The organism is Natrialba sp. INN-245 (genome assembly GCF_009807105.1).
Taxonomy (GTDB): Archaea; Halobacteriota; Halobacteria; order Halobacteriales; family Natrialbaceae; genus Natrarchaeobius; species Natrarchaeobius swarupiae.
This window is the reverse complement of record NZ_WUBV01000008.1, coordinates 1-24,349: the sequence shown is the minus strand read 5'-3', so window position 1 is coordinate 24,349 and position 24,349 is coordinate 1. Positions and strand designations below refer to the sequence as shown.

The following is a 24,349-nucleotide window of genomic DNA, read 5'->3' as shown; positions in this document are numbered from 1 at the left end:
CGGAACTGGTCGACGACTCTCAGCGTTTGGAATCGACGATCTTGTCTTTGAGCTCTTTGCGGGAGATCTCGTCTTCGAGGTAGTCGAGCAGCCACTGCACGTCGACGATCAGGCCGAGGACGTGTGCGCCGTCGTGTTCGATGTACAGTTCGATGATCTCGACGTCCCGCTTGAACCGGTCCGGATCGGTGACCGCGTACGCGAGGTCGTGTCCGACGACCTCGAGTTCTTTGTACAACTCGTCCGTGTCGGTGGTGTCGGTTTCGACGTCGACGCTGACGGTACCGCTGTCGTGGGTGACGTCGGTGACGGCCACTTTGTCGCTGTCCGTCTCGACGTCGCCGTCGAATCCGGGCACTTCGCCATCGTCACCGTCGTCGTCATCTCCCTCGTATCCGTCGTCGTCGTATCCGTCGTCGTCGTCGCCGAACGAGCTGTCGTCGCCGGTCTCTTCGTCCGTTTCGCTACTGGAACAGCCCGCGAGCACGGTTGCGAGGACGGCTCCACTGCCGAGGAGGATCTTTCGTCGCTCCATGCTCGAGCGGTCGAGAGACGTCCGGATTAGTAATTAGCTCGTACCCTGGCCACCCAGAATCGTCCGTTCACTACATTTTATTTCCATAACTATCTGTGGGAGGGAACGCTATAACGGAGAATATCAACGTCCTGGACGAAAAACAGCGTCACGCCCGGTTAGATTCGAATACGTTCCGGAATGAACGACCATCTCGTGGCTCGGGTAGTCTTCGACTTCGATAGAAGTTGCCGCCTCGGGGTGTGAAAGGGGTGCTCCAGGCATCTCCTACCGAGCGGTAGTGGCGGAGCACCTCCGTTGTGGCCGGAGTCGAGGGGACCGCTCGGCCGACGTTCGCGTGGCCTCCGATCAGCTGCCGGTCACGACCGGTCGACCCACCAGACGCTGCGGACGAGGTGCGCCCCTTCTCATACGGTCTGCTGTCCGTCAGTATCGCCGCACCCGAGACCCGTTCTCCGGGTGCGGCGGGACACAGGAACAGCAATCCGTCTCAGTTGTTGGATTCTGCTTCGGTGATCGCACTCGAGACGTCGTCGTGACCGGCCTCTCGCTCGTCTGCCGTCGCCTGTGGTTCGGGTTCGGACGCCGACTCCTCGTCGTCGTCGGCTCCGGAGTCATCGTCGGACGGCGTCTGGATGTCGATACCGGAGAGATCGCTCGCCAGTCGGCGGTAGGCCCCGGATGCGGAACTCTGTGGATCGTAGACGACGAGTGGCGTTCCCGCACAGACGCTCTCGCGTGAGGTGGGATCTTCGGGTATCGTCCCGAGCAACGGAATCTCGAGTTGGCCCGCGATCTCGTCGTAGCTGATGTCGCTGTTCGGATGGGTTCGGGTGACGACCAGCCCGGCGATCTCGCCGCCGGCGCGGGCGGTCAACTCGACGGTTTTCTGTGAGTCCTGTACGGCCGCCGGTTCGGGCGTCGAGACGACGACGACCGAATCCGCGAGACCGAGCGGAAGGACGGTCTCGTGGCTGACGCCCGCACCGACGTCGAGAAAGACGAAGTCGTAGGTCGATCGAAGCTCTTCGACGACGGTGCGCAGCCCTTCGGGGGAGGTTTTCGCGTACTCGTCTAGATCGGTACCGCTCGGAACGGCGACGATGTTATCAGCTAACCGGTAGGTCGCGTCGTCGATCGATGCGTCCCCGGCCAGCACGTCGTGGAGCGTCGTCGCGTCCGGGGTCAGGCTGACGAACCCCGCGAGGTTCGCCATTCCCAGATCGGTATCGACGATCGCGACGCGCTCGCCCGCCTGTGCGAGAACCGTTCCGAGGTTAACCGTCGTCGTCGTCTTCCCGACACCGCCTTTCCCGCTCGCGATAGCATAGACAGTCTCGTGTGACATTCTCGGATACTATCCGGACAGTGGAACGGCTAGCCCTTAAATCGTCACCTCGTCGCGAGGCTCTCTCCTTTCGTCCGATTCTCTGCCAGTCACGGATTCCCTCGGCGATCCGTTTTCCGGCCCAGTGCCGCCGTACCACGACAGCGTGTCAAAGAATACTTACCCACAGCACCGTTTTGTACGGCCAATGAGCCAGGAGGGCGAGCAGGAGCAATCAGACCGGAAGAAATACGAATTTCGGAAGGTCATCGAGGACCTCAAGAACTACGACGGTTCTGGCACGCAGCTCGTGACGATCTACGTTCCCGACGATCGACAGATTAGCGACGTCGTCACCCACGTCACCCAGGAACACAGCGAAGCGGCCAACATCAAGTCCAAACAGACCCGGACAGCCGTCCAGGACGCGCTGACGAGCATCAAAGACCGACTCCGGTACTACGATACGTATCCTCCGGAGAACGGAATCGTCCTGTTCTCGGGTGCCGTCGATTCGGGCGGCGGCCGAACCGAGATGGTCACGAACGTCTTAGAGAGCCCGCCCCAACCCATCGAGTCTTTTCGCTATCACTGTGACTCCGATTTCCTCACCGAACCCCTCGAGGAGATGCTCGCCGACAAGGGGCTGTACGGTCTGGTCGTCCTCGACCGGCGCGAGGCGAACGTCGGGTGGCTGAAAGGAAAACGCATCGAGGCCGTCAAATCCGCCTCCTCGCTCGTCCCCGGTAAACAGCGAAAGGGTGGCCAGTCCGCCCAGCGTTTCGCCCGGCTGCGTCTCGAGGCGATCGACAACTTCTACCAGGAGGTCGCGGGGATGGCAAACGACCTGTTCGTCCCGCGACGCCACGAACTCGACGGCATTCTCGTCGGCGGTCCCTCGCCGACCAAAGACGAGTTCCTGGATGGCGACTACCTCCACCACGAGATTCAGGACAACGTGATCGGCAAGTTCGACGTCGCCTACACCGACGAGTCCGGGCTAAAAGACCTCGTCGACAACGCGGAGGACGCGCTGGCCGACGCCGAGGTGATGAAGGACAAACAGCAGATGGAGGAGTTCTTCGAGGAACTCAACGCGGGCGACCGCGCAACCTACGGGTTCGAGCAGACTCGTCGAAACCTGGTGATGGGCGCGGTCGACCGTCTGCTGATCAGCGAGGATCTTCGCAAAGACGTCATCACCTACGACTGCGGCGAGTGCGGCAACACGGATCGCGAGGTCGTCGACCGGCGCAAGTCGACGCCGGAACACACCTGCACCGACTGTGACGCCGACGTCACCGCGACCGAGGAGGACCGCGAGGACGCCATCGACCACCTCATCGAAATCGCCGAACAACGAGGGACGGAGACGAAGTTTATCTCCACCGACTTCGAGAAGGGCGAACAGCTCTACAGCGCGTTCGGCGGTTTCGCCGGCATTCTGCGCTACAGCACGGGCGTCTAAGTGCACTGCTCGTTCGATTCCCGAGAGTGGGCTCGCCCACAGGTCGGTACTCGCGGTCGAAAGCACTCGTTTCTCCCGTAACGGTCGCCCGATCTTTTCATTCCGGGAGCCCAGCACAACCGGGTATGCCAGATCGAGCGTTCGGCCGACGAGCCGTCCTCGAGGGGGCCGCAATCGGTGGGATCGGATCGCTTCTCGGTGCCGGCGACGTCGCCGGCGGGATCGAACGCCGCACACGACGCACAACGGCGTCCGCCCTCGAGCGGCACACCCCCGCCGCGAGCGAGGTGTCAGTCGTTCCCGGATCGACGCTGCTGTTCGAACTCGAGGCCCCTGTCGGGTTCGATCCGGGCGACGTCGAATGGGGCGGCGACGGAGAGACCGGCGGCGGCGGAACGCCGCTTGCGACCGACTACGAGTACGCAGCCGGGGTTCCGGCGACGTTTCGGACGTTCGACTCGCCGGGAACCCACCGCGTGACCGCAATGTATGGGGCAAATGAATCAACCGCGTGGACGGTACACGTCGATCCCGACGGCGCACGACCGCCCGAGATCGATCTCCGATCCGAGCCAGGCGACGGCGAGCGGGTCGGCGTCGACGACCCCGTGACGTTTACGGCCGAGTCGTCGGCTCGAGACGGGACCCTCGAGTACCTCGTCTGGGTCGAGGGGCAGAACATGACGGTCCCGGACGTCACAGATCTCGAGGGCGAGACCGACAGCGCGACGCTCGTCCGCGAGCCGCCGGGCTGGACGAGTGCCGGCTATCCAACGTCTGCTATCGCCGTCTCCGAAACGGGCGTGTTGAGCGACGCGGCGAGCGTCGACGGGCCGGAGATACGTCCGCCGCTCGCGGTTCGGATCGTCGAGACGAACGACCCCGTCCTCGCGGGCGAGAGACTCGAGGTCGTCGCCGAAGTAGAGAACGTCGGCGATACGATGATGATCGGCGACCCGACCCAGGAACTCGAGTTCGTCGTCGGCGAAGATCCCGAGGTCGTCGACGCCCGGACGGTCGCCGTCGACTGGCCGGAGACCGAACGGGTCTCGTTCGCGTTCGAGACGTACCCCGTCGACCACGACGATCGGTTTCCCGTCCGCGTCGTCGGCGCGGACGACGCCGACGAACGAACCGTCGAGGTGGTCGCTCGAGACGATTCAGACTCCAGAGCGGGCGTCGACGTAACGATCGTGAGGACCAACGCTCCGGTCCGAGCCGGCGAACCGCTCGAGGTCGTCGCCGAGGTCGCAAACGCTGGGACCGAACGGGTCAGCCGGGAGGTGACACTCGTCGTCGGGCACGATCCAGAGACGGTCGATTCGACCACCGTGGCGCTCGAGGCCGGCGAGCGCGAGACGGTCCGTCTCGGCTATCGGACCTACCCCGCGGCGCAGACGACCGAGTTCCCGGTCGTCGTCGACGCCGGCGACGGCTCGGACGAGCGCTCGGTTCGGGTGTGGGGGACGGCCGACTGACGACGCCGTCAGTATCCACTGTCGATCCGCGGCCGATCTCGAGTATCCAGTGCCTACACGTACGCTTCCCTCTCCTCCGAGATGCGGATATCGAGAGGAGAGTGGCCGAACACCGTCGGCAACTCTCGTGAGAGCTGTCGCGGAGTCGTTCTCCAGAGAGTGACTTTCTTTCTAATCAACTGTTTACCACAACGGAAGCGTTATGCCGGTAGTCACGTATTACCGTTCGAACAATGGACGATTGTCCGCCCGTCCCCGAATCGTTCGACGACCCACGGATCACCGAGCAGTTCTGTCGCCACCTCGAGGGATCCGCCGGTGATCTGATCCTCCTCGGCGTCGTCCACGACCACCCGGCGAGCGTCGCCCGCGTCGAGCGCGTCCTCGGTGCCGTCGATCCCGACGTCCTCGCACTCGAGTTGCCGTCGGCTGCCCTCCCGCTGTACCGTACCTACGCCGCTGGCGGCGCGGACGAATCCGATTCGCCACGATTCGGCGGCGAGATGAGCGCAGCGATCCGCGCGTCACCCGACGCGGATGTCGTCGGCATCGACGCCCCGAACTGGTCGTTCGTCCGGCGGCTAGTAACCCGGCTGGTCGCCGACCGCGTCTCACCCGCGACGGCCCGCCGGGTCGTCTCGAGTCTCGGCGGCGCGACACGGGAGGCGCTGGCCTGTCGGGCCGCCGCCACGCTGACCCACGCCACGTCGATGACGGTGACGCGGGACGACCCGATCGAGTACGACTGTACGCACACGGACCCGCCCGAGCGACAGGCCGCCCACGAGCGTTCCCACGTCGCGACCGTCCAGGCGCTGCTCGGGGGCGTCGATTCGGACGGGACCGCACTGGCCTACCGGGACGAAACCCGCGAGCGATGTATGGCCGAACGACTCGCCGACGTTCGCGACGAAGGTGACGCCGTCGCCGTCGTCGGCGTCGACCACCTCGAGGCGCTCGAGTTTGCGCTGACGAGACGCGAACTGGGGCCGTCGACCGGGTAGAGTCACTATGCACTCGTCGGTGCGATGGGGTCCATCGCTATGCGCGGCTACGGCGTAACGCCAAACAGGAGGTTCACGAGCTCGAAGTACGCGACGACGCCGACGACGACGACGGCGATGGCGAGGGAAAACCCAACGAAGAACTGGAGTGTATCCCTAATTTGGAGGACCATACAAAGGGAACGTCGCCTACATACATATGTTTTCTCCGACCGGTAATTTCAAACGAACCTCATGAAATAGTGTCGTTCAGTTCCGCTAACGTCTCCGGTCACCGACGGTCGTCCCGTCGGGTTCCGCGCGGGAGAGAGTCCAATTCAGCGGCGAGAGTCGGCTATCGGTCGGATCGGCGCCGAGGTAGTCAGCGAGCGCGTCTGTAGTCGACGCGTGGGAGTACTAGTGGCGAAGGGTGGAGATACAGCGCCAGCAGTACGTAAACGTCTGGTCGGCCGCGTTGTGGGCACCGCAGTGTGGACAGCGGATCGTCTCGCCGTCGACGTCGTGTTCCCCGTCGGAGTCATCTAGCTCGTCGACGTCGTCGGGTGCGCGTGGATAGTGGTCGGAGCTGGGTGTGAGATTCGACCGCCCTCGGTCGGGATCGGCGAACGATGGGGCGCGTGTTTGCTCCCCATCCTCGCGGCGGGCGTACACGTAGTATAGTATCAGATGGAGGAGGGCGAACAGTATCATGTAGCCGATGATCCAACCCACGAGATCCATCACTGTGCTATTCGTTCGCAAGGCACTTGGATGTTCCCTGAGTCAGGATCGACACACAGTCACGGTCGAGAACGGATTACGTGCGATCGAGGTCACGGTCGAACTCGTCGAACACCTCGAGGTCGTCGGGGAGGTCGTACTCGATTCGGCGCTGCTCCTGGCAGTTGACGCCCGCCTCGTCGATCGGCGTCGCGACCGACTCCCAGCCGGGTTTGATCTTGACGCTCTGTGCCGGCATGCCGACGACGATATGGTGGGCGGGGACGTCGTTCTGGACGACCGCTCGCGCACCGACGATAGCGTTCTCGCCGACCCGGTTTCCGGCCCGGATCATCGAATCGAACGTGACTCGTGCGTCGTCTTCGATGATCGTGTGGTAGTTGCGAACCGCGGTCTGGTCGACGACGTCGTGGTCGTGGCTGTAGACGTGGACGCCGTCGGAAATCGAGACGCGATCGCCGATCGTGAGTTTCCCGCGGTCGTCGAGATGGACGTCGTCGTGGACGACGGCGTTGTCGCCGATGGTGATGTTGTGACCGTACGTAAACGAGATTCCCTTGAAGAACCGACAGCCCTCCCCGCACTCCTCGAAGAGGTGATCCGCGAGCATCCGACGGAACCGGAGTGCGAACTCGACGTTGTCCGCGATCGGTAGACTGTCGAACTGTCGCCAGAGCCACTGGAGGTGTTTCGACCGCCGAAATCGTTTTTCGTCCTTTTCGGCGTAGTACTCGCTTTCGAGAGTCGTGTTACAGGGGTCGTAGCTCTGGAGTCGCACGCGTTCGGCCGGTGAAACCGACTCACCGTGCTGCCAGCGTTCGTAGGCGTCCCGGTCACCCGAGAGGTCGATCAGGATATCCTCGACGACTGAACAGGTGTCCTCGTCGCTCGAGAGTCGACGATCGACCTCGTCGATGAACTCCCGCATACCGTCTTCCGCCTCGTCGGGGAGCGAGACGTACCGCTTTGTCATACTCCGAAATTACGCTGCGGAGTTGATAGGGGTTCGGTTGTACGTCCGTCTCGCCGCATTGTACGGGTGACTCGAGTGTTATCGGGACGGGACTGGGCCGGTAGTTGCTCGGCGAGTCGACGGTCGGCTCACCGGTCGGCGGCCTGCCATCGCGAGAGGATGAGCGCGGGGAGTGCGATCGAGCCGGAGACGAGCAAGATGCTCACTACGACCGTCCCGACCGTGATCCGGTCCGGTCGGACCTCGAGTTGGCTGATGGCGAGGGGAACGAGCACGACGACGGCGAGAACGATCGCGAGCAGGATCCGATCGGGCGATCGGTGGCGAGCGCCGTCCATACTCGACGTAGTCGACGAACCATCAAGAGCGGTTCGGCTCCGTTCGGTACCGGGGGCACGCTCGAGGAGGGTTTCCGAACCGGTTCGGACCGGCGCGTTGACCGTTCCGGACGCCATAAGTCCCCTCGATCTGAATGAGAACTATGGAATACCGTCGACTGGGCGACTCCGATGTCGAGGTCAGCGAGGTCGGCTTCGGCGCGTGGGTCGTCGGCACCGACTGGTGGGGTGACCGCTCGGAGGAAGACGCCCGCGAGATGGTTCGCTACGCCATCGATCGGGGAGTCACCTACGTCGATACGGGCGACGTCTACGGCCACGGACGGAGCGAAGAACTGATCGGCGAGGCCATCGCCGACGTCCGCGAGGACGTCACCCTCGCCACCAAAGTCGGCTACGACTTCTACAACAACCCCCAGGCCGGCCACGGGGAACTCCCCAAGCAGATGGATCCGGACTACCTCCGCGAGGCCGTCGAACGCTCCCTCGAGCGCCTCGACGTCGACGTGATCGACGTGCTCCAGCTCCACAACGCCAACGTCGAGGAGATCACGCCGGACGTCCTCGAACTGCTCGACGAACTCGAGGAAGAGGGGGTGATCCGCGCCCGCGGACTCGCACTCGGTCCGTCGATCGGCTGGCTCGCGGAGGGTAATTTCGCCATCGAGCGGGAGTTCGACTCGATACAACTGGTGTGGAACGTTTTAGAACAGGCGGTCGGCACCCACTTCCTCGAGACGATCGCGGAGACGGGGTCGTCGACGAGTCTCGTCCCGCGCGTCCCCCACTCCTCGGGGATTCTGAACGAACAGGTCACGCCCGCAACCGAACTCGAGGACGGTGACCACCGCGGCTTCCGGCCCGACGAGTGGTACGAGACGGGCTGGGAGAAACTCGAGACCCTTCGCTTCTTGGAGCGCGCGGAGCCACGGTCCGCGGACGACTCGAGCGGTGCGAGGCGCGAACGGAGTGAGGGCCTCGATGAAGCGAACGGCAAAGCCGTGAGCGGGCAGAGCCCGCCAGAGCGCGACGAGTCGGGTGAACGCGAACGGACCATGGCACAGGCGTCGATCGCGTGGTTGCTATCCCACGATCCCGTCGCGAGCGTCACGCCCACGTTCCGGACGACCGACGACATCGACGAGTGGGCGGCCGCCAGCGACGTTCCAACGCTCACCGACGAGGAGATAGCCCGTGTCGGGCGGCTGTACGAGGACGGGTTCGACATCGACCGCGACGACGGGATGGACTCGCTTCGTTCGTCGGTCGACGGCGACGACATCGAGTCGGCGGGACTCGACACACTCGCGGCCGACTGATACGGTCTGGTGTACCGATTTACCGGAGGCGTCGACGTTCGTTCACCGTCAGGAAGACCTTACCGTTCGGCGGTCGACTCGAGGCGATCGCCGAGCCACTCCTCCCAGATGGTCGTTCCGACGGTTCGATCCGGACAGGTCGCCGTGCCGGAGCGAAACGCCGCGGCGGTCGAACCGGGGACCGGAAGCCGAACGATCGGCCGGCGAACGCCCGTCGCATCCCGGTAGGCCGCCGCGAGTTCTCGGACGGTTCGAACGTCGGGTCCGCCGACGTCAGGGACGCGGCCGCTCGGTTCGCGGGTCGCGTACTCGAGGATCGCGTCGGCCGCCTCACCGACGTCGATCGGCTGGATGCGAAACTGCGTCGGCAGCGCCCAGACGGGCACTCGAGCAACCGTCTCGAGCAACTCGAAGACAAACGAGTGAAACTGGGTCGCGCGGACGACCGTCGAGGGGACGGAACTGTCCTCGACCGCCCGCTCGGCCCGACGTTTGTGTTCGTAGTACGAGAGTGGAATCTCGTCTACGCCGACGATCGAGACGTAGACGACGTTTTCGACGTCCGCATCGTCGGCCGCCTCGAGGAGCCGTTCGGTGCCGCGGACGTCGACCGCTTCGCTGTCGCCTCGCGGAGCCGACGCGGCGTGAATCACGACGTCGACGTCGGCGAGCGCCTCCTCGAGTCCGGTCCCATCGAGCAAGTCGAGTTCGACCCACTCGACGTCGCTGTCGTCCGCCGACGGCGGTGATCGGCTCGCCGCCCGGACGTCGTGTCCGGCCTCGAGGAGGCGCGGCCGGAGTGCGTTGCCGAGCGTCCCCGTCGCGCCGGTGACGAGCGTCCGAGTCCGTGGTGTCATCGATCCCTAGTTGGGACCGAACGACCGAATCGGCGACGCCGGATACGTCTGGATGATTTAAGTATAGGGAGTCGACAGGACGAGTATGAAGTACGTCCGGCTGACTCTCGATGCCGGCGGCCGCGAGGCCGAAATCCATCCGATGTACGACGTGCTGGTCAACGCGTCGTACGTCGAGCGAGCAATCGCGATGCACTGGAGTTTCGTCGGCGACGAACTGGGAATGATGCACTACGTCGAGGGTGTCCAGGACCCCTTCCGGGACGCCCTCGAGCGCATTCCCGAGGTGTTCGACTACGCGCTCACCACCGATGACGACGGCTCGTTCTACGCGTACGTCCGGGATTCGACGACCGAACCGCTCCGGAAACTGTTCGGCGCGACCCAGCGGTGTCCTGCGGTCGCGCTCCCGCCGCTCGAGTACGCCGACGGAACGGTATCCTACGCGGTGTTCGGTCCGCCCGAGGAGATCCAGCGAACGCTCGAGGCGCTTCCGGCCCCGATCGACGTGACGATCTCCGCGGTCGGCGGCCTCTCCGCGCTCTCCGGGGCGGTCGAATCGACGGTGACCGAGCGCCAACGCGAGGCGCTCGAGGCCGCCCTCTCGGTCGGCTACTACGAAGTCCCGCGCGAAGCCGACCACGAGGCGGTCGCCGACGCGATCGACTGTGCGCCGAGTACGGCCGCCGAACACCTCCGCCGAGGAGAGGCGAACGCGTTGCGAGCGCTGTTCGACGGCTCGAGGCGGTGGATATGAGTGCGGCGTCGGATCAGTGTGAACCGACGCGTGTCGGGGTGGAGAGAACGTGATACCGCTTCTCGAGCGAGTCGGCCGGCTCACGAGCAGGTACTTCGTCGTCTGGGTGCTGGCCGGGTCGGCGCTGGCGCTTTACACGCCGGGGACGTTCACCCCGATCGCCGACTACATCGCGCCGTTGCTCGGGATCGTCATGCTCGGTATGGGGTTGACGCTTTCGCCGGGGGACTTCCGGCGGATCCTCGAGCGGCCCCGGGACGTGTTCGTCGGCGCAACTGCCCAGTGGGTGTGCATGCCGCTTTTCGCGTATCTGCTCGTCGTCGGCCTCGGGATTCCCTGGGAGATCGGCGTCGGCTTGATCCTCCTCGGTGCCGCGCCCGGCGGGACGGCCTCGAACGTGATGACGTACCTCGGACGTGGTGACGTCGCTCTGTCCGTAACGATCACCTCGGTGACGACGCTCGCCGCGCCGCTGGTGATGCCGGCGTGGGTGGTCGTCCTCGTGGGCGAGGGGATCACCGTCACGTTCGCCGAGATGGCCCAGGAGATCGTCCTGATCGTGCTGATCCCGGTCGTCGCCGGGGTCGTCCTCCGCCTGCTCCTCGACAGATACGCGCCGACGGCGGCGAAGGCGGGGCTCTCGATCTTCCCGGCGATCAGCGTGATCGTCATCGTCGTGATCGTCGCCGCAGTCGTGGGCCTCAACGCAGGGGACGTCCTCGGAGCCAGCGTCGTCGTCGTGCTCGCGGTCGTCGTACACAACGCCCTCGGTCTGGGGGCCGGCTACGGGTTCGGTCGGCTGACGAAGATGAGCGAGGAACGAGCCCGCGCCTGTGCGTTCGAGGTCGGCCTCCAGAACAGCGGCCTCGCCGTCGCGCTCGCGGTCGCGTTCTTCGATCCGATCGCAGCCCTGATTCCGGCGCTGTTCAGCGTCTGGCACAACGTGACCGGGCCAGCGCTCGCGACCGTCTTCGTCCGGCGCGACGGCGAACCGATCGCCGAGTACGAATCGGACTCCGTCTCCGATTGATCTCCGAACCCACCAAATCCCCTTAATCACATTTAATCCCCTGGGAGATATCCTTTTACGTCCAGCCAGTGTGTTATATCGTAACATGGATGAGGTCACCTACGTCCAGAAGGCGTGTGCCTACATCACTCGAGAGACCGGCGAGTTGCTGGTCTTCGAGGGGCCGGGCCACGACGGGTTACAGATTCCGAAGGGGACGCTCGAGGCGGGCGAATCGCCCCGGGAGGCGCTCTTTCGAGAAGTCAGAGAGGAGAGCGGACTCGGGACGCTCGCCGGAACGCGCCCGCTCGCGACCGACGTCTGGACCCGAAGGCGGTCACCGCCCAAACGCTACGTTCGCCACTTCTTCCACGCGAGCGTCTACGAGCCACGCGACCGATGGACGCACGTCGTCGACGACGGCGGCGACGAACATGGTTCCGAATTCGAGTTCTCCTGGGTTCGCCCATCGATCGACCGCGAGTTCGCACTCGACCTCGACGACTACGTTCACCTGCTGCCCGCGACGAAGCGACTCGAGGAGGTCGCTATCGCCTCGGACTGATTCTGTCGGCAGTCTTCTACCGAATGTGGACGTACCGGATCACTTCAAGAGCGCGCGTTCGACCGCCTCCGCGACACTTTCCGCCTTCTCCGCCAGGTCTTCGCCGACCAGTCCCTCGTCGACGCCGGCCTCGAGTTCCGCTGCGTCGACGATTTCGACCGTTCCGTCGGGGCGTTTGATCACGTCGACGCAGAGGTCGACGTACCGGATCTCGTCCGGAAAGGGTTCGACCGGCGTACAGACGTTGACGTACGTTCCATTCGTTCCTCCGTCGGAACCGCGGTCGATGATCGCGCTTTTCGATCGGATCGTCGAGTATGAACCGACCGCAGTCTCCGATTGAGTATCTCTCCGCTTCTCGAGCCGTTCGAATCCTCTCGGTCCCGTTCGACGCCTTGGAAGGCTTATTTTAACCACAAAAAATTTCCCCTCTGGTAAATAAGATCAGATTATGTACCGGAGGAAGTATATCGAAGTAATCGGAGCTAGTGCCCTCCTGTCGGGTTGTTTGAGCTCGGAAGGTTTGGATGATAGTGAGACTAAAAAAGAAGAAAATCTAGAAATTGTAGAGGAAACACGTGTTGATGAGCCTCCTTACGAGATTGTGGAACCTGATGAACCAGAAACAGTGGAGGAAGAAACACAATGGAATGATGAATATTTAGGGGAGCATATGAAAACAGTGCCCTCAGTTGAGTTTAATGTTTTGGAGGAGGGTAAGTTATTGGAGGAACCAAGAGTCCCAGACGCGAACCATGCGTTTTGGTCAGATACTATCATCTCGGAAACTGAACTAAGCCAATTTGTGGAAAGAAACCAGATGGAAGAAGTACCTGCTCAAATTTCTCATGTCGATTTTGATGAGTCTGTGTTAGTTGTTGTCGAATCCGGCTGGGGTTCAAGAACTGTGGAGCATAGATGGGCGCGTATTGAGGAGATCGAAGACGGTGTACACCTCTACGGATACTACACCGTGCCTTGGGAACACTACGGTGACACAACCAGAGAGTCAATCATTGAAATCAAACGGCATGAAAAGAACATCCAATTTGCTCGTATAAGTTTAACTGTCAAAGAGAGCACACGAACTCATTTCAATACCACTGAGGGTTCGGTCACACCCGAGATATAGTGGTCAATCCGACATATTCAATGTTATAGATCAGTCAAAATATCCGCTATACTCGTCTGCAATATAATATGCAGTAGAACCCCTTACTCGAGATGTTACGTATCTATTGCAGATCTCCTCACTAGTAGTGTTTACTCCTCGAGAATGGAATCCGATCAGATAGGCACCTCCATTACGAAGATCGTAATATGGGCATCCAGAGTCACCAGCAGCGGAATCTAGCTCTATCTCAATACCCTCCGATTGAAAAGTTGGACAACTGGATCTAGAAACCTCGGTTTCTAAGATTGGACCAGAGGTCATTCCTGTTCGACAGCCCATTTTATAAACGGTCTCACCATCGCTTTCTAGATCCTTAAGACCGTTCAGCGTCACATACCCAGATACATCAACAGGGGATGGATGTTGCTCAATTTCTCCGTTCATACTATAATCACTATCCAACGACACCATCACAATGTCTAAGGCATTATATTGTTCCATCACTTCACCCCAATAGTTACAATGTTGTTCAACCTCACTTCCAACTAGATCTTTGTCACAATAATCTAAATCAACATTGTGTGCAGCGGTAATCATGTAGTCGTTTCCTCGTATTCCGTGTGCGAAGAACCGAGCCCCTGCTGTTGCTCCCGCGAAAAGCACTCCTCCTGGCGTCGGATCAAATGTAGAAGAATTCCAGCATTTATCATCACAACTTTCTTCAACTTCTTCAGGTTCTTCTTCAACATTGAGTTCTACTCCATCAATTGTATCTGGAGTAACCGCGTTCGGAGAGACGTTTAATTCCTCAGAATCAACTCCTACGTTGATACTAAAGCCACGTTTCCCACCGAAATATTCGTTTCCAAGCCCAATCGATACTGATTCCACACCTTTTTGCCTGATATATTCGTTTTGGACCTGTTCTCGCACCAATGAGACTCTGTCAGAGTGTTCCTTCCAAGAGCGGGGTACTTTCTTGGTGATCTCGTTTTCTTCATCTCCTATGATATGTGTTATAATTTCAACTGTTTTTTCCGCTTTGGCTGACCCTACGAGATTTGATGAAACAGCAATACTACCGGCAATCCCGGTTGATCGTAATATTCTTCTTCTCGATACTGCCTCGCAGTTATTGCCATCACGGTTCATTGCATCCATAGGTGATACCCAGGAACAATTATAACTTATCATTCCAAGAGTATAATATTATAAATAAAATGCGATATCTTAATATATAATATGATATTCCATCTCACACCCATATATGTATCTATGTGTTTATCGTATGTTCCTAATGACATGGGAGGTCGCATTCATTCAGAAGGCGTGCGCCTACATCACTCGAGAGACCGGCGAGTTGCTGGTCTTCGAGGGGCCGGGCCACGACGGATTACAGATTCCGAAAGGGACGCTCGAGCCGGGCGAGTCACCGCGAGAGGCGCTCTTTCGCGAAGTCAGAGAGGAGAGCGGACTCGGGACGCTCGCGGGAACGCGCCCGCTCGCGACCGACGTCTGGACCCGACGGCACTCGCCGCCCAAACGTTACGTTCGCCACTTCTTCCACGCGAACGTCTACGAGCCACGCGACCGGTGGACGCACGTCGTCGACGACGGCGGCGACGAACACGGTGCCGAATTCGAGTTCTCCTGGGTTCGCCCGTCGATCGGCCGCGAGTTCGCACTCGACCTCGACGATTACGTCCACTTGCTCCCGACGGTCGACGTCGCCGACGCCGACGCGGCCGCGCTGGCGTCCGATTGAGACGAATCCGAACCGAACTCGCTCACTTCGAGAGCGCGCGTTCGACCGCCTCGGCGACACTTTTCGCCTTCTCCGCTAAGTCTTCGCCGACCAGTCTCTCGTCGACGGCAGCCTCGAGCTCGTCGGCGTCGACGATCTCGACCGTTCCGTCGGGGCGTTTGATCACGTCGACGTAGAGGTCGACGTACCGGATCACGTCGGGAAACAGTTCCACCGGCGTACAGACGTTGACGTACGTCCCCTTCGTCGAGCCGTCGGCGCCCCGGTACGTCGTCGGATACCACCACCGACCCTCGCGGAACTTGGTTACGGCGGTATCGCCGTCTTCTTTGGGCGTATCGAGTGCATCGTAGCTCCCGCCGCCGCCCATCGAGCGCTCGAGGGTGAGTTTCCCCTCGGAATCGACCGCGGTGACGTCGCCGTAGCCAAGCGAGATCAGCCGACCGTCGGGTTTGCCGTGGCCAATCTCGAGGCGATCACCTTCGGCGGGGCCGAACTGTCGGGAGACGGCGTCGAACGGGAACGAGCCGTCCGGGTTCCCGTCGGTCGTCGCCGATCCACAGACCGCCTCGGCGAAGTCGACCGCCGCGCTCGCCGCGCGGTCGGCGGCTTTCGTCCGGTGGTGGCCGGCCATCGTCGTTTCGACCTCGCGGCGGGCGTCGTCCAGTGCGAACCGCGACTCGCGGCCAAACCAGAGCCACGCCGTCGCCCGCGGTTCGGCGAGTTCGCCCGGTTCGCCGGGTTCGGCGGGCGCGTCGGCGAGTTCGTCCTCGAGCGCCCCCAGCCGGTCGACGGCCCGCTCGAGCGCTTCGCCCATCGCCTCGAGGTCGGCGTCGGCCGCCGTCTCCTGCCAGCGCAGTCCCCAGCCATCGGGGACGTCGGTCGAGAGGAGGTCGGTCATCCCGACGAGTTCCTCGCCACGTTCGCCGCGGACGGCCGCCGAAACCCCGGTCCGATCCCGTGAGAGCGTACAGAGACCGCCCTCGACCTCGAGGGTCGGCTCGACGAGCGGCCGATCGTCGTCCCACGGCGGCGTCGGCTCGTCGACCTGCACGCGATAGCGGTTACCGGCGTCGACGTAGCCGTCGACGTCGTCGTATTTGAGATAGCCCCGCCGGCCGTCCCCCAGGTCGACGGGCGCGCCGCGGCCACCGCCCGCCTCGAGCACCTCGGCGTCGAAGACCGCTCCCCGCGGAACGTCGGCATCCCACCGGAACGCGTCGATCGCGACGTCCTCGAGTTCCGTACAGACTGCCGCCACGGCGTCGGGGTCACCGGAAATCTCGAGTCCCTGTCGGTCGCGAGTCGTGTAGATCGTACCGTCGGCGGGAGCGACGGCGAACTCGCGATCGAACCGCTCGCGAATCGGCCCGGAGGCCTGGACGACCTCGAGACCGTTCTCGGCGAGCAGTTGGGTGACGGCAGTCGTGTAGATGCCGCGGACGCGGACGGCCGTCATCGGAACGTCTCCCGGTCGGGCGCGAACCGGACCCGGTCGTGGATCGGCGGCCCGAGCGTCAGTTCGACGGAGTCGTCGTCCAGAATGCGTCCGTCCTCGACGTAAGCGCCCCACGTGTCGAAGCGCAGCCAGCCCCGCATCTCGTCGGCGTGGGTCGTCAGATCGAGCGACTCGACCGTGTGCTCGGGGTAGGCCGCACTCGAGTGGGCCATCTCCATATCCGAGTACACCGTCTCGCGCTCGCCGAAAACGTCCTCGAGCGCCGCCGCGTCGGCCTCGACGGCCTCGACGACCGCCTCGGAGGCGGCCCGGAGATCACCGGTCTCGAGGCCAACCTCGTGAAGCGCGCGCTGGGTTCGCTGATCGAAGTGCATAGCGGCCGTTGGCGCGCGATCCCTTTGTGGATTCCGAGTTTTCGCCGACTCGCCGTGAGAGATCGGAGTCGACAGCCGTCCGCGTCGAGGTGGCACGAACGCTTACCGGAAAGCAAGCCGTAGGACGTCGTATGTCGCGACGGCGAGATCCGGTCGAACGAGCCGACCAGGAGTCGACCGACCTCTACGACGTCTCGACCTGGGAGCCGCGGTCGGCGGTCGACCGGCTCTCCTACGGCGTCTATCGGGGGATCAACTACGGGCTGCGTGGGATCATCCTGCTGGTCGCACTCGGGATCACGCTCCTGTTGCTCGTTCAGCCGGGGTATCTCGTCCTCGAGCAGCCGCTTCTCGGAGTCTTCTTCGGGCTCTCGATCGTTCCGGCAGCGTTGCTGGCGGGGTTCATCTGGTACACGGACATCACGTCCTCCGAACCGCTCGGGTTACTCGTTGCCACGTTCGTCCTCGCCGTGTTGTTCGCGACGTTCGCGGCGATCGTGAACTCGCTGACGGGTCCGTGGTTCGAACGGTTCGGCGCAGTCGGATTGGTCTTCTTTTTCTTCCTGATCGTCGGCCCCGTCGAGGAGGCCGTAAAGCTCCTCGCGGTTCGGGTCTTCGCCTACCGGAGCGAGTCGTTTGATGCGGTGATCGTGGGTGCCGTCTACGGGGCGGTCGCGGGACTCGGGTTCGCCGCCATCGAAAACGCGATCTACATCGCCAGCACCGTCGCCGAGGCGGAGATCGGATTTTTCGCCGCGGCAACCGGAATTACGACCGTCCGCGCACTCGTCGGCCCCGGTCACGTCCTCTACTCCGCCATCGCGGGCTACTACCTCGGGCTCGCGAAGTTCAACCCACAGTACGCCGGACCGCTCGTCGTCAAGGGGCTGTTGATCGCAGCAGTCCTTCACGCCACCTACAACAGTACCGTCCAGGTCGTCCCGGACGTCGCCGCGGCACTGTATCCTATCACACCCGAACTTGCGTTCGTCGGCTACGTGATCGTCTTCGACCTCGCGGTCGGCTACTACCTCTACCGGAAAATCGCCCGCTACCGGCGGACTTACGACGCTATCAGGGACGATGCGCGTCGATCATCACAGCCCGAGTTGACCGAATTCGATCCCCCCTCCAGATGACGGGATCCAGCCCTCGAGGTGCATCGGTCCGATTCGTTCGGTTTGTACGGATTGCTGTCCCGATGGACCGCCGCACCCACCCCAGGAGTCGCGGCTGTGCTGGCACTAACAGACAGGAAACCGAATCAGATCCGCAGTCTTCTCGTGGGTTGGTACGGTCTGCTGTAACGGTTTACCGGAGCGACCGCGAGCCGTCCTGCGGCCACTCCGGTAACGACGTACAGCAGTCCGTATGAGCTATCTTGATTCAGCGAGAGAATCCCGCCATTCCCGCGAAGGACGAGCGTTCCGACACCAGTCGGAGCCGAGGACTGATAGGGATTATCGTAGGAGTTCATCGTTTCCCAGTGAAGAACCGAGAGACAGTGCCGAAAGAGAGGATTCGAAACCGGTGGTTGGCTACGATAATCCCTATGAGCAGGGCGGGAGTGAATCGCGTAAGCTCTGCTGAGAAACTGCCGTGTTATTGTTGGTCCTGAGTCTCCAACGTGTCGAGTCCGGCTTCTAGCAACTCTGTATATGCTTCTGATAGTGTCAGGTCGCGTTCCTCCGCGAAGTCTTTGATACGTCCCTGTAGTGTGTGAGTTATTTCTACGTTTGGTCGCATGGTCCAACAGTCTTTTATTCGATGGGATCGATACCGACGATCTCGAACCGTGCACCGCCGTTCGTGCTCTCGGTCGCCCGAATCCGCCATCCGTGGGCTTCGACGATCCGCTTGACGATAGCAAGCCCAAGCCCGGCGGAGTCACCACCCCCTGACGCGACCGGTTCGAATATTTCGTCAGCCATATCGGTGGGGAGACCGACGCCATCATCTTCGACGTAAAACCCGTCTTCACACGAGCCGACACGGACGGTTACGTCGTCGCCACCGTGTTCTATCGTGTTCCGAAAGAGGTTCTCGAAGAGGTGACGGACCGCCCGCGGATCGGCGTTCGTACGTGGAAGGTCGTCGACCTCCAGTTCGCCACGAGCGGTGTCGACGGTCTCCCAACAGTGCCCGGCGAGTTGAGCCAGATCAGTCGACTCCTTCTTATCGATCGTTCGCCCGTGTCGAGCGAGCGCCAGGGTCTGGTTGACGATCTGGTCGATTCTCGTGAGAGCGATATCGACGTCCTCGAGATGATCGCTGTCACACTCCGTACGAGCCAACTCCAGGTACCCCTGTGCGATAGTGAGCGGATTTCTGAGGTCGTGGCTCACGATGTTGCTGAACTCGTTGAGTCGCTCGTTCTGACGCCGCAATTGCCGTTCGCGCTCTCTGCGCTCGGTGACGTCGCGGCCGACCGCCACCGAGCCCTGTCGTTCGCCCTCGGAATCGACGATTGCATGAGAGTTCCACGAGATGATACGCTCTGTCCCATCCCTGGTTTCGATCGTCGTCTCGAACGATTCGACGGCTTTCTCCCCCTGTAAAATCTCCTCGACGGAGCGCAGTATCTCCTCCCGGTAGTCGTCGTCCGGATACAACCGCGTCCAGATGTCGTCGTCCCCAACGACGTCGGCGGCAGGGTAGCCGCTGATCTCTTCGGCGGCTCTGTTCCAGAGCGTAACGTTTCCCTCCTCGTCGAGCGTATTGATCCACACGTTCGCACTCTGGATGATGGCTTCTCGGAACTGGTTCAATTCCCTGAGTGTCTCCTCTCGCCTCTCCGATCCCATTTGAGGATGATCTGGACAGGTATAACGGGCTGTTGCATATCAACTCGTTGGTCAGTACGAAGCTTATTCACGAGTTCTATCACTTCTCTTTCGAAGAACCGTCCGAACTGAAACCGCTCTTTCGGTACGAAGCGACTCGAGATTTGGTAATTTTCTCGATACGACCGAGACGATCGCCCTCGAGCAGCCGTTCCGACGAGAGCCACCGGCGTGGATTACGCGGCGCGGAATACGACAGCAGAGCCACCGACCGCCGGTCGACGGTACTCGAGCGACCGAACGGACACTGACGGTCGGCGGGAACGATCGGTCACCACAGCGTATTTTTCGGTCGAACAGTAAGTTCGTGGTGATGATCTCGCCCGTCGCGTCCCTCGTCGCGTTCGTCGTCGCACTGTTCGTCGGGAGCCTCGCGATCTACCTCGGTGCGAGCGTCGTCACCGACGAGGAGAGCTACTCTCGCGCATTGTTGACCGCGTTTCTCGGCGCGATCGCGTGGGCGGTGACGTCCTGGATCCCCCTCGTCGGGTCGTTGCTCGCACTCTTCGCCTGGATCTGGGTCATCAACTGGCGCTACCCCGGCGGCTGGATCGACGCCGCAGTCGTCGGCTTCGCCGCCTGGTTCGTCGCCTTCGTGATCCTGTTCGTCCTCAACACGGTCCTCGGCCTCGGCGTCGGCGCGTTCGGGGTTCCGGGGGTCTGATACGGACCGCCCGTTCGACCCGTTTGCTGGTGACAGACGTGTCGTGGGAGACCGGTTCCGACGGACAGCGAACCGCTCGACGGTGCAGGCTCGAGCGCAGTTCGGTCTCGTTCAGTGGTCGACGATCTGTTGTGCGTACAGCTGGACGTAGACGCCGTACCAGACGACCGAGAGCAACTCGCCGACGCTCGTCGACAGCAGGCCAACTGTCGACCCGAACGAGTCGCCGCCGACTGAGGGAAGAGAGCCGACGACGTAGAAGAAGCCGGTGCTCGCTCCCGTCGCGAGCACTAACAGGAGGAGTTTCCAGCGAAGGTTCGTCGTGATCGTCCAGCTCGTTTGCAGGGACTCGAGCGGGCCGTAGCCGCCGACCACGCAGGCGTCGACCGAGAACCAGAGCTTGAACACCACGATCACCAACGGAAGCACGAACGTGAGCAGAATCAGGCCGACGAACACGTACCCACCCACGGTAAACAGCAGATCGCTTTCGGCGACGAACGTGCTTCGACTGGATGCGAACCACATTACGCCGACCGCGACGATCATCGAAATCGACACCAGCCCCATCGCGGCCGGAATCGCGAGAAACGCGACACAGAGCAGTCCCACCAGCGCGGAAGTCCGACGGAGGGTGTGCCAGACGGCGCTTCGAACCGAGACCCGGTCGTTGGTGATCTCGCCCGCAACGATCGTTCCGACGTACGCGCGGAGTCCGATCAGGAACGCGAACGCCGCTAACAGTCCGACCGTATCCACCAGCGGTTCCGGCGCGTACAGGATCGCAATCTCGTCGAGAAAGCGGTTGACGCCGACGAAAAACAGCGCGAACGCCAGGATCGACGGCCGCGCTCGAAACAGCCGTCCGCTCCAGACCAGCGCGTCGAGAATCGACCGACGGAGTGTCTGCACGCCGACGTTCCGGCAGTCCAGACAGGAACAGCCATCCACGTCCGTTCGAGCCGCGATCCGGGGGACCATTCGGTCTCCAGTACAGCCCGTTCTCGTTTCAACTCACCGACTTCTTTTGGCCGCGGACCGGGCTGAACGCCGCACTCGAGTGGTGGGTCCCACCGGAACCCGAACTCGAACGGTTTGCTGTCCGTCTCATACGATCTGCGACGGCTGATCGCCGCTCGATCCCTCGCCCATCTGTGATCGACCCGACAGACTCGTAGCGGTCCGTCTCAGTCGTCGTTCGTAAACCGGGAGAACAGTTCCGCGATCGAGAGGAGGACGGCGGTAGGGCCGACGATCGACGAGAAGGCCGAAAACGCCCGCTTGATCGACGTGCGGTCGTCGCTCGTGCCGAGAAAGACGACGGTCGGATCCTCGGCCACGACGAACACCTCCATCTCCCGACCCTTCTCCGAGTAGCAGGTGTCGACGACCTCGATCAAGCCGGCGTCCTCCAGGTTCCCGAGGTGGTAGTGAACGTTCTGGATCGACGTCTCGAGGCGGTCGGCGACGGTCGCCGGCGTCGCGGCCTCCTCGTTCAGTAGCTGGAACACGTCGTGTGCGGTCTCCGAGGAGAGAGCCGAAAGGACCTCCCTCGTCTCCTCGTCGTCGAGACACAGCACCGACGGATCGCCGCTTCGACTGACGGACGCGTCCGTCTCTGTCGGCAGTAGTCGTGTCATGTCGTGTCCGAATCTCGTGGTAATCGTGTTTCCGTCGAACGATCGTATGCGTTTCGTAGCAACTCGCTCGAGTCACTCAGTTTGCTGTCCCGGCCCGGACGACCGGTGGGCCGGCAGGTCGGGACAGCAAACCGTCTCACTCCGCCGGGCTGAGATCGGCGTCAGTCGGTTGGTCGGCGTCGTCGGAGTCGGCCGGTTTTGGGAGCAAGCGGACGTAGTAGGCGGTGTAGACGGTGTAGAAGTACGCGGCAGCGACCGTCGCCACGACGACGCTGAGCGCGATCGACACTCCCTGGCCGATCTCCGGTTCCATCGCGAGCAGTTCCGTGAGCCCGTACTCCGACAGCGCCGACACCAGGGTGAGCTCCGGCGTCAGGAAGACGTCGAGGGCAATCGCCCAGAGGATCGAGAACCCGATCACGCTCGGGAGATTTCGACGGACGACCCCGATACTCCGCCGGAACGACGGAACAACGCCCTTGTCTTCGACGACAATGGCGGCGGTGTAGAACTGCACCGCCACGAGCAAAGCGAGCACCGCGACTACGGCCAGGAGTACTCCGGCGATGATCACCACGAACGTCGCCACCATGACCACCTCCGGCGGGACGGCAGTCGAGGCCACCATCGCGAGGACGAACGTGACCACCGAACCGGCCATACTGAGGAGCATGGCGACCACGACGAACCCGAACACGACGGCGCCGTACAGGATCGTCGCGAGCAACAGGCGAACGTAGTGGGTCCGTCCCGACCGGACGAACCGCTCGAGTGAGGTCTCCGACTCACGGATTGCCTCGAGAGCCATCCCGATGAACCCGCCCACGACGAACGGGAAGACGAGGAGCCAGCCGAACCAGACCAGCGGTGCCACGCTCGAGTCGACGATTCCCCAGATCACGGAGAGCTGTCCGCCGAGCGCGATGAACCCGCCTGCGACCAGGAGCGCTGGATTCGCTCGAAGCGCGGTCCAGCCGTCCTTGAACGCCGCGAGGACTATCATACTCGAGCGTTCGGCCGTCGAAGTATTAGAGCGACCGAAGGATCAAATACCGTTTTGATCCTTTCGAGGGGTCGAGACGTGGCTTTGGAGTCGAAAGGCGGCCGTGGGTGAGGTGGCGAGTCGTACCGCGCTCAGCCCTAGAGCGGTGCCTGAGAGAGGAAGACGACCGCGTTGTAGACGCCGTGGATGCCCATCACCAGAACGAGATTGCGGTACTGCTCGTAGACCCCGCCCATCACGAGCGAGAGCGCGAAGATGGCGACGAGCGAGGCGACCGCGGACGAGAACCCCATCGTGAGATACACCGGTAGGTGGATAATGGCGAACAGAATCGACGTCCAGACGACGGCACCCGCGGAGCCGAACGCCGGTCGGACGTAGTTTTGGATGAGGCCGCGAAAGAGCAACTCTTCGACGGGACCGATCAGAAGGATCGAGACGACCGCGAGCAGGACGTAGTAGCCGACGGCTCGATCCTCGGTCAGGAGACTGTGCTCCGACGATGGGACGCCGAGCTGTTCGGTGACGAAGCCGACGAGGATTGCGATACCGAGCAACGCGACGACCGAACCGGCGCCGACGAGCAGTTCCTTCGGGGTCGGAAGTTCGATACCGAGCGCGCGTTTTCGAATCCAGCCCTGGGAAAACGAGAGGGCGGCAAGCCCTGCGGTGACGGCACCGAACAGGACCGGCTCGGCGACGAGCGCGATAATCTCGAACTCACCGGTGAGGAAGCTCTCGAACCCCTCGAGGTCGCCGGTGACGCCAAACGCGACGACGAGGGCGAGCATGAAAGAGAACGCGATGGCGAAAATCACCGCGAACGGAACGACGACGAAACCGATGGAGCCGAGGGCAGCGACGATGCCGGATCGCGACGGCGGCTGGTCGCTCGGGGCGGGCAGGGTGCTCATACGGGTACTCGGGCGGATGATGAAATGAGTCTGACGATACTTTTCCGTCGGTGAGACAGAATAAAACGATCGTGCCGGTCACGTCGACGAGTGCGGTGGCTGTTTACGCGTTCGCTCGAGTGAATCGACTAGTACCGTCCCAACCGTGGACAGACTAGGTTATCTCCCTTGAGCGCCTCTCTACAGGAATGGGACGGAAGAAGCACGTTGTCGATCTCTCGAA

At 62.1% G+C, this 24,349-nt stretch carries 26 protein-coding genes and 1 pseudogene; 11 read left to right on the top strand and 16 right to left on the bottom strand.

The features are described from left to right. Positions 1–19: 19 nt before the first annotated feature. Both GRS80_RS02215 and GRS80_RS02210 read right to left on the bottom strand, forming a co-directional pair. Complete coding sequence (locus GRS80_RS02215) at positions 20–535, bottom strand: hypothetical protein (protein WP_160046137.1); 516 nt, start codon at positions 533–535, stop codon at positions 20–22. A gap of 490 nt (positions 536–1,025) precedes the next feature. Then, complete coding sequence (locus tag GRS80_RS02210) at positions 1,026–1,883, bottom strand: MinD/ParA family protein (protein WP_160046136.1); 858 nt, start codon at positions 1,881–1,883, stop codon at positions 1,026–1,028. Between the two features lie 187 nt (positions 1,884–2,070). Between GRS80_RS02210 and prf1 the strand changes: the two genes are divergently transcribed. The 3 genes from prf1 (at position 2,071) to GRS80_RS02195 (ending at position 5,812) form a co-directional block, all read left to right on the top strand. Then, positions 2,071–3,330 (top strand): peptide chain release factor aRF-1, encoded by a 1,260-nt coding sequence (gene prf1, locus GRS80_RS02205; RefSeq protein ID WP_160046135.1) that lies wholly within the window; start codon positions 2,071–2,073, stop codon positions 3,328–3,330. A gap of 125 nt (positions 3,331–3,455) precedes the next feature. Next, positions 3,456–4,808: a CARDB domain-containing protein gene (locus GRS80_RS20260; RefSeq protein ID WP_200840303.1), complete on the top strand. Its 1,353-nt coding sequence runs from the start codon at positions 3,456–3,458 to the stop codon at positions 4,806–4,808. 233 nt (positions 4,809–5,041) lie between these two features. Beyond that, positions 5,042–5,812 carry a hypothetical protein gene (locus tag GRS80_RS02195; protein WP_160046134.1) on the top strand — a complete coding sequence of 257 codons (771 nt, stop codon included), beginning with the start codon at positions 5,042–5,044 and terminating at the stop codon, positions 5,810–5,812. Between the two features lie 47 nt (positions 5,813–5,859). Here GRS80_RS02195 and GRS80_RS20900 read toward each other — a convergent pair whose 3' ends face one another. The 4 genes from GRS80_RS20900 to GRS80_RS21045 all read right to left on the bottom strand — a co-directional run bounded on the left by GRS80_RS20900 (position 5,860) and on the right by GRS80_RS21045 (position 7,960). Then, the gene (locus GRS80_RS20900; protein WP_255455242.1) at positions 5,860–5,985 is read right to left on the bottom strand and encodes a hypothetical protein; all 126 of its coding nucleotides are present in this window, start codon (positions 5,983–5,985) and stop codon (positions 5,860–5,862) included. A gap of 223 nt (positions 5,986–6,208) precedes the next feature. Continuing rightward, positions 6,209–6,532: a hypothetical protein gene (locus GRS80_RS02190; protein ID WP_160046133.1), complete on the bottom strand. Its 324-nt coding sequence runs from the start codon at positions 6,530–6,532 to the stop codon at positions 6,209–6,211. Positions 6,533–6,608: 76 nt separating this feature from the next. Continuing rightward, positions 6,609–7,505 (bottom strand): acyltransferase, encoded by an 897-nt coding sequence (locus GRS80_RS02185; protein ID WP_160046132.1) that lies wholly within the window; start codon positions 7,503–7,505, stop codon positions 6,609–6,611. Positions 7,506–7,633: 128 nt separating this feature from the next. Continuing rightward, positions 7,634–7,960, bottom strand: a complete 327-nt coding sequence (locus tag GRS80_RS21045; RefSeq protein ID WP_343161411.1) for a hypothetical protein — start codon at positions 7,958–7,960, stop codon at positions 7,634–7,636. A gap of 26 nt (positions 7,961–7,986) precedes the next feature. On the opposite strand from GRS80_RS21045, the gene GRS80_RS02175 reads away from it, so the two are divergent. Beyond that, complete coding sequence (locus GRS80_RS02175) at positions 7,987–9,162, top strand: aldo/keto reductase (protein WP_160046131.1); 1,176 nt, start codon at positions 7,987–7,989, stop codon at positions 9,160–9,162. Between the two features lie 59 nt (positions 9,163–9,221). On the opposite strand, the gene GRS80_RS02170 is transcribed toward GRS80_RS02175, so the two are convergent. Continuing rightward, positions 9,222–10,019 carry an NAD(P)H-binding protein gene (locus GRS80_RS02170; protein ID WP_160046130.1) on the bottom strand — a complete coding sequence of 266 codons (798 nt, stop codon included), beginning with the start codon at positions 10,017–10,019 and terminating at the stop codon, positions 9,222–9,224. Between the two features lie 85 nt (positions 10,020–10,104). Here GRS80_RS02170 and GRS80_RS02165 point away from each other — a divergent pair, with 85 nt between their 5' ends. The 3 genes from GRS80_RS02165 (at position 10,105) to GRS80_RS02155 (ending at position 12,350) form a co-directional block, all read left to right on the top strand. Next, on the top strand, positions 10,105–10,776 hold the full coding sequence (locus GRS80_RS02165; protein ID WP_160046129.1) for a helix-turn-helix domain-containing protein: 672 nt from the start codon (positions 10,105–10,107) through the stop codon (positions 10,774–10,776). Positions 10,777–10,825: 49 nt separating this feature from the next. After that, positions 10,826–11,806 carry a bile acid:sodium symporter family protein gene (locus GRS80_RS02160; protein WP_343161410.1) on the top strand — a complete coding sequence of 327 codons (981 nt, stop codon included), beginning with the start codon at positions 10,826–10,828 and terminating at the stop codon, positions 11,804–11,806. An 85-nt stretch (positions 11,807–11,891) separates the two neighbouring features. Further along, positions 11,892–12,350 carry an NUDIX domain-containing protein gene (locus GRS80_RS02155; RefSeq protein ID WP_160046128.1) on the top strand — a complete coding sequence of 153 codons (459 nt, stop codon included), beginning with the start codon at positions 11,892–11,894 and terminating at the stop codon, positions 12,348–12,350. Between the two features lie 39 nt (positions 12,351–12,389). Here the strand turns inward: GRS80_RS02155 and GRS80_RS02150 are convergent. Further along, positions 12,390–12,632: pseudogene (locus GRS80_RS02150) on the bottom strand (DUF402 domain-containing protein); the annotation flags it as partial. A 169-nt stretch (positions 12,633–12,801) separates the two neighbouring features. Here GRS80_RS02150 and GRS80_RS02145 point away from each other — a divergent pair. Continuing rightward, on the top strand, positions 12,802–13,482 hold the full coding sequence (locus GRS80_RS02145; protein WP_160046127.1) for a hypothetical protein: 681 nt from the start codon (positions 12,802–12,804) through the stop codon (positions 13,480–13,482). 30 nt (positions 13,483–13,512) lie between these two features. Here the strand turns inward: GRS80_RS02145 and GRS80_RS02140 are convergent, their stop codons facing one another. Further along, positions 13,513–14,625 (bottom strand): hypothetical protein, encoded by a 1,113-nt coding sequence (locus tag GRS80_RS02140; protein ID WP_160046126.1) that lies wholly within the window; start codon positions 14,623–14,625, stop codon positions 13,513–13,515. 136 nt (positions 14,626–14,761) lie between these two features. Between GRS80_RS02140 and GRS80_RS02135 the strand changes: the two genes are divergently transcribed. After that, entirely contained in the window at positions 14,762–15,229 is a 468-nt protein-coding gene (locus GRS80_RS02135; protein WP_160046125.1) for an NUDIX domain-containing protein, read from the top strand. A 22-nt stretch (positions 15,230–15,251) separates the two neighbouring features. On the opposite strand, the gene GRS80_RS02130 is transcribed toward GRS80_RS02135, so the two are convergent. Both GRS80_RS02130 and GRS80_RS02125 read right to left on the bottom strand, forming a co-directional pair. Further along, positions 15,252–16,688, bottom strand: a complete 1,437-nt coding sequence (locus GRS80_RS02130; protein WP_160046124.1) for a DUF402 domain-containing protein — start codon at positions 16,686–16,688, stop codon at positions 15,252–15,254. Continuing rightward, positions 16,685–17,062 carry a hypothetical protein gene (locus GRS80_RS02125; RefSeq protein ID WP_160046123.1) on the bottom strand — a complete coding sequence of 126 codons (378 nt, stop codon included), beginning with the start codon at positions 17,060–17,062 and terminating at the stop codon, positions 16,685–16,687. Before GRS80_RS02125 ends, GRS80_RS02130 begins: the two co-directional genes overlap by 4 nt. A 131-nt stretch (positions 17,063–17,193) precedes the next feature. Here GRS80_RS02125 and GRS80_RS02120 point away from each other — a divergent pair, with 131 nt between their 5' ends. Next, complete coding sequence (locus GRS80_RS02120) at positions 17,194–18,201, top strand: PrsW family intramembrane metalloprotease (protein WP_160046122.1); 1,008 nt, start codon at positions 17,194–17,196, stop codon at positions 18,199–18,201. A gap of 621 nt (positions 18,202–18,822) precedes the next feature. On the opposite strand, the gene GRS80_RS02115 is transcribed toward GRS80_RS02120, so the two are convergent. Continuing rightward, a complete protein-coding gene (locus GRS80_RS02115; RefSeq protein WP_160046121.1) occupies positions 18,823–19,866 on the bottom strand; it encodes a PAS domain S-box protein in 1,044 nt (347 codons plus the stop codon). Positions 19,867–20,218: 352 nt separating this feature from the next. On the opposite strand from GRS80_RS02115, the gene GRS80_RS02110 reads away from it, so the two are divergent. Then, a complete protein-coding gene (locus GRS80_RS02110; RefSeq protein WP_160046120.1) occupies positions 20,219–20,569 on the top strand; it encodes a hypothetical protein in 351 nt (116 codons plus the stop codon). 111 nt (positions 20,570–20,680) lie between these two features. Here GRS80_RS02110 and GRS80_RS02105 read toward each other — a convergent pair whose 3' ends face one another. From GRS80_RS02105 to GRS80_RS02090, 4 genes are all read right to left on the bottom strand, one after another. Next, positions 20,681–21,550, bottom strand: a complete 870-nt coding sequence (locus GRS80_RS02105) for a hypothetical protein (protein WP_160046119.1) — start codon at positions 21,548–21,550, stop codon at positions 20,681–20,683. Between the two features lie 206 nt (positions 21,551–21,756). Then, positions 21,757–22,209 (bottom strand): helix-turn-helix domain-containing protein, encoded by a 453-nt coding sequence (locus GRS80_RS02100; protein ID WP_160046118.1) that lies wholly within the window; start codon positions 22,207–22,209, stop codon positions 21,757–21,759. Positions 22,210–22,345: 136 nt separating this feature from the next. Next, a complete protein-coding gene (locus GRS80_RS02095) occupies positions 22,346–23,212 on the bottom strand; it encodes a hypothetical protein (protein WP_160046117.1) in 867 nt (288 codons plus the stop codon). A gap of 137 nt (positions 23,213–23,349) precedes the next feature. Further along, on the bottom strand, positions 23,350–24,126 hold the full coding sequence (locus GRS80_RS02090) for a type II CAAX endopeptidase family protein (protein ID WP_160046116.1): 777 nt from the start codon (positions 24,124–24,126) through the stop codon (positions 23,350–23,352). Between the last annotated feature and the right edge of the window lie 223 nt (positions 24,127–24,349).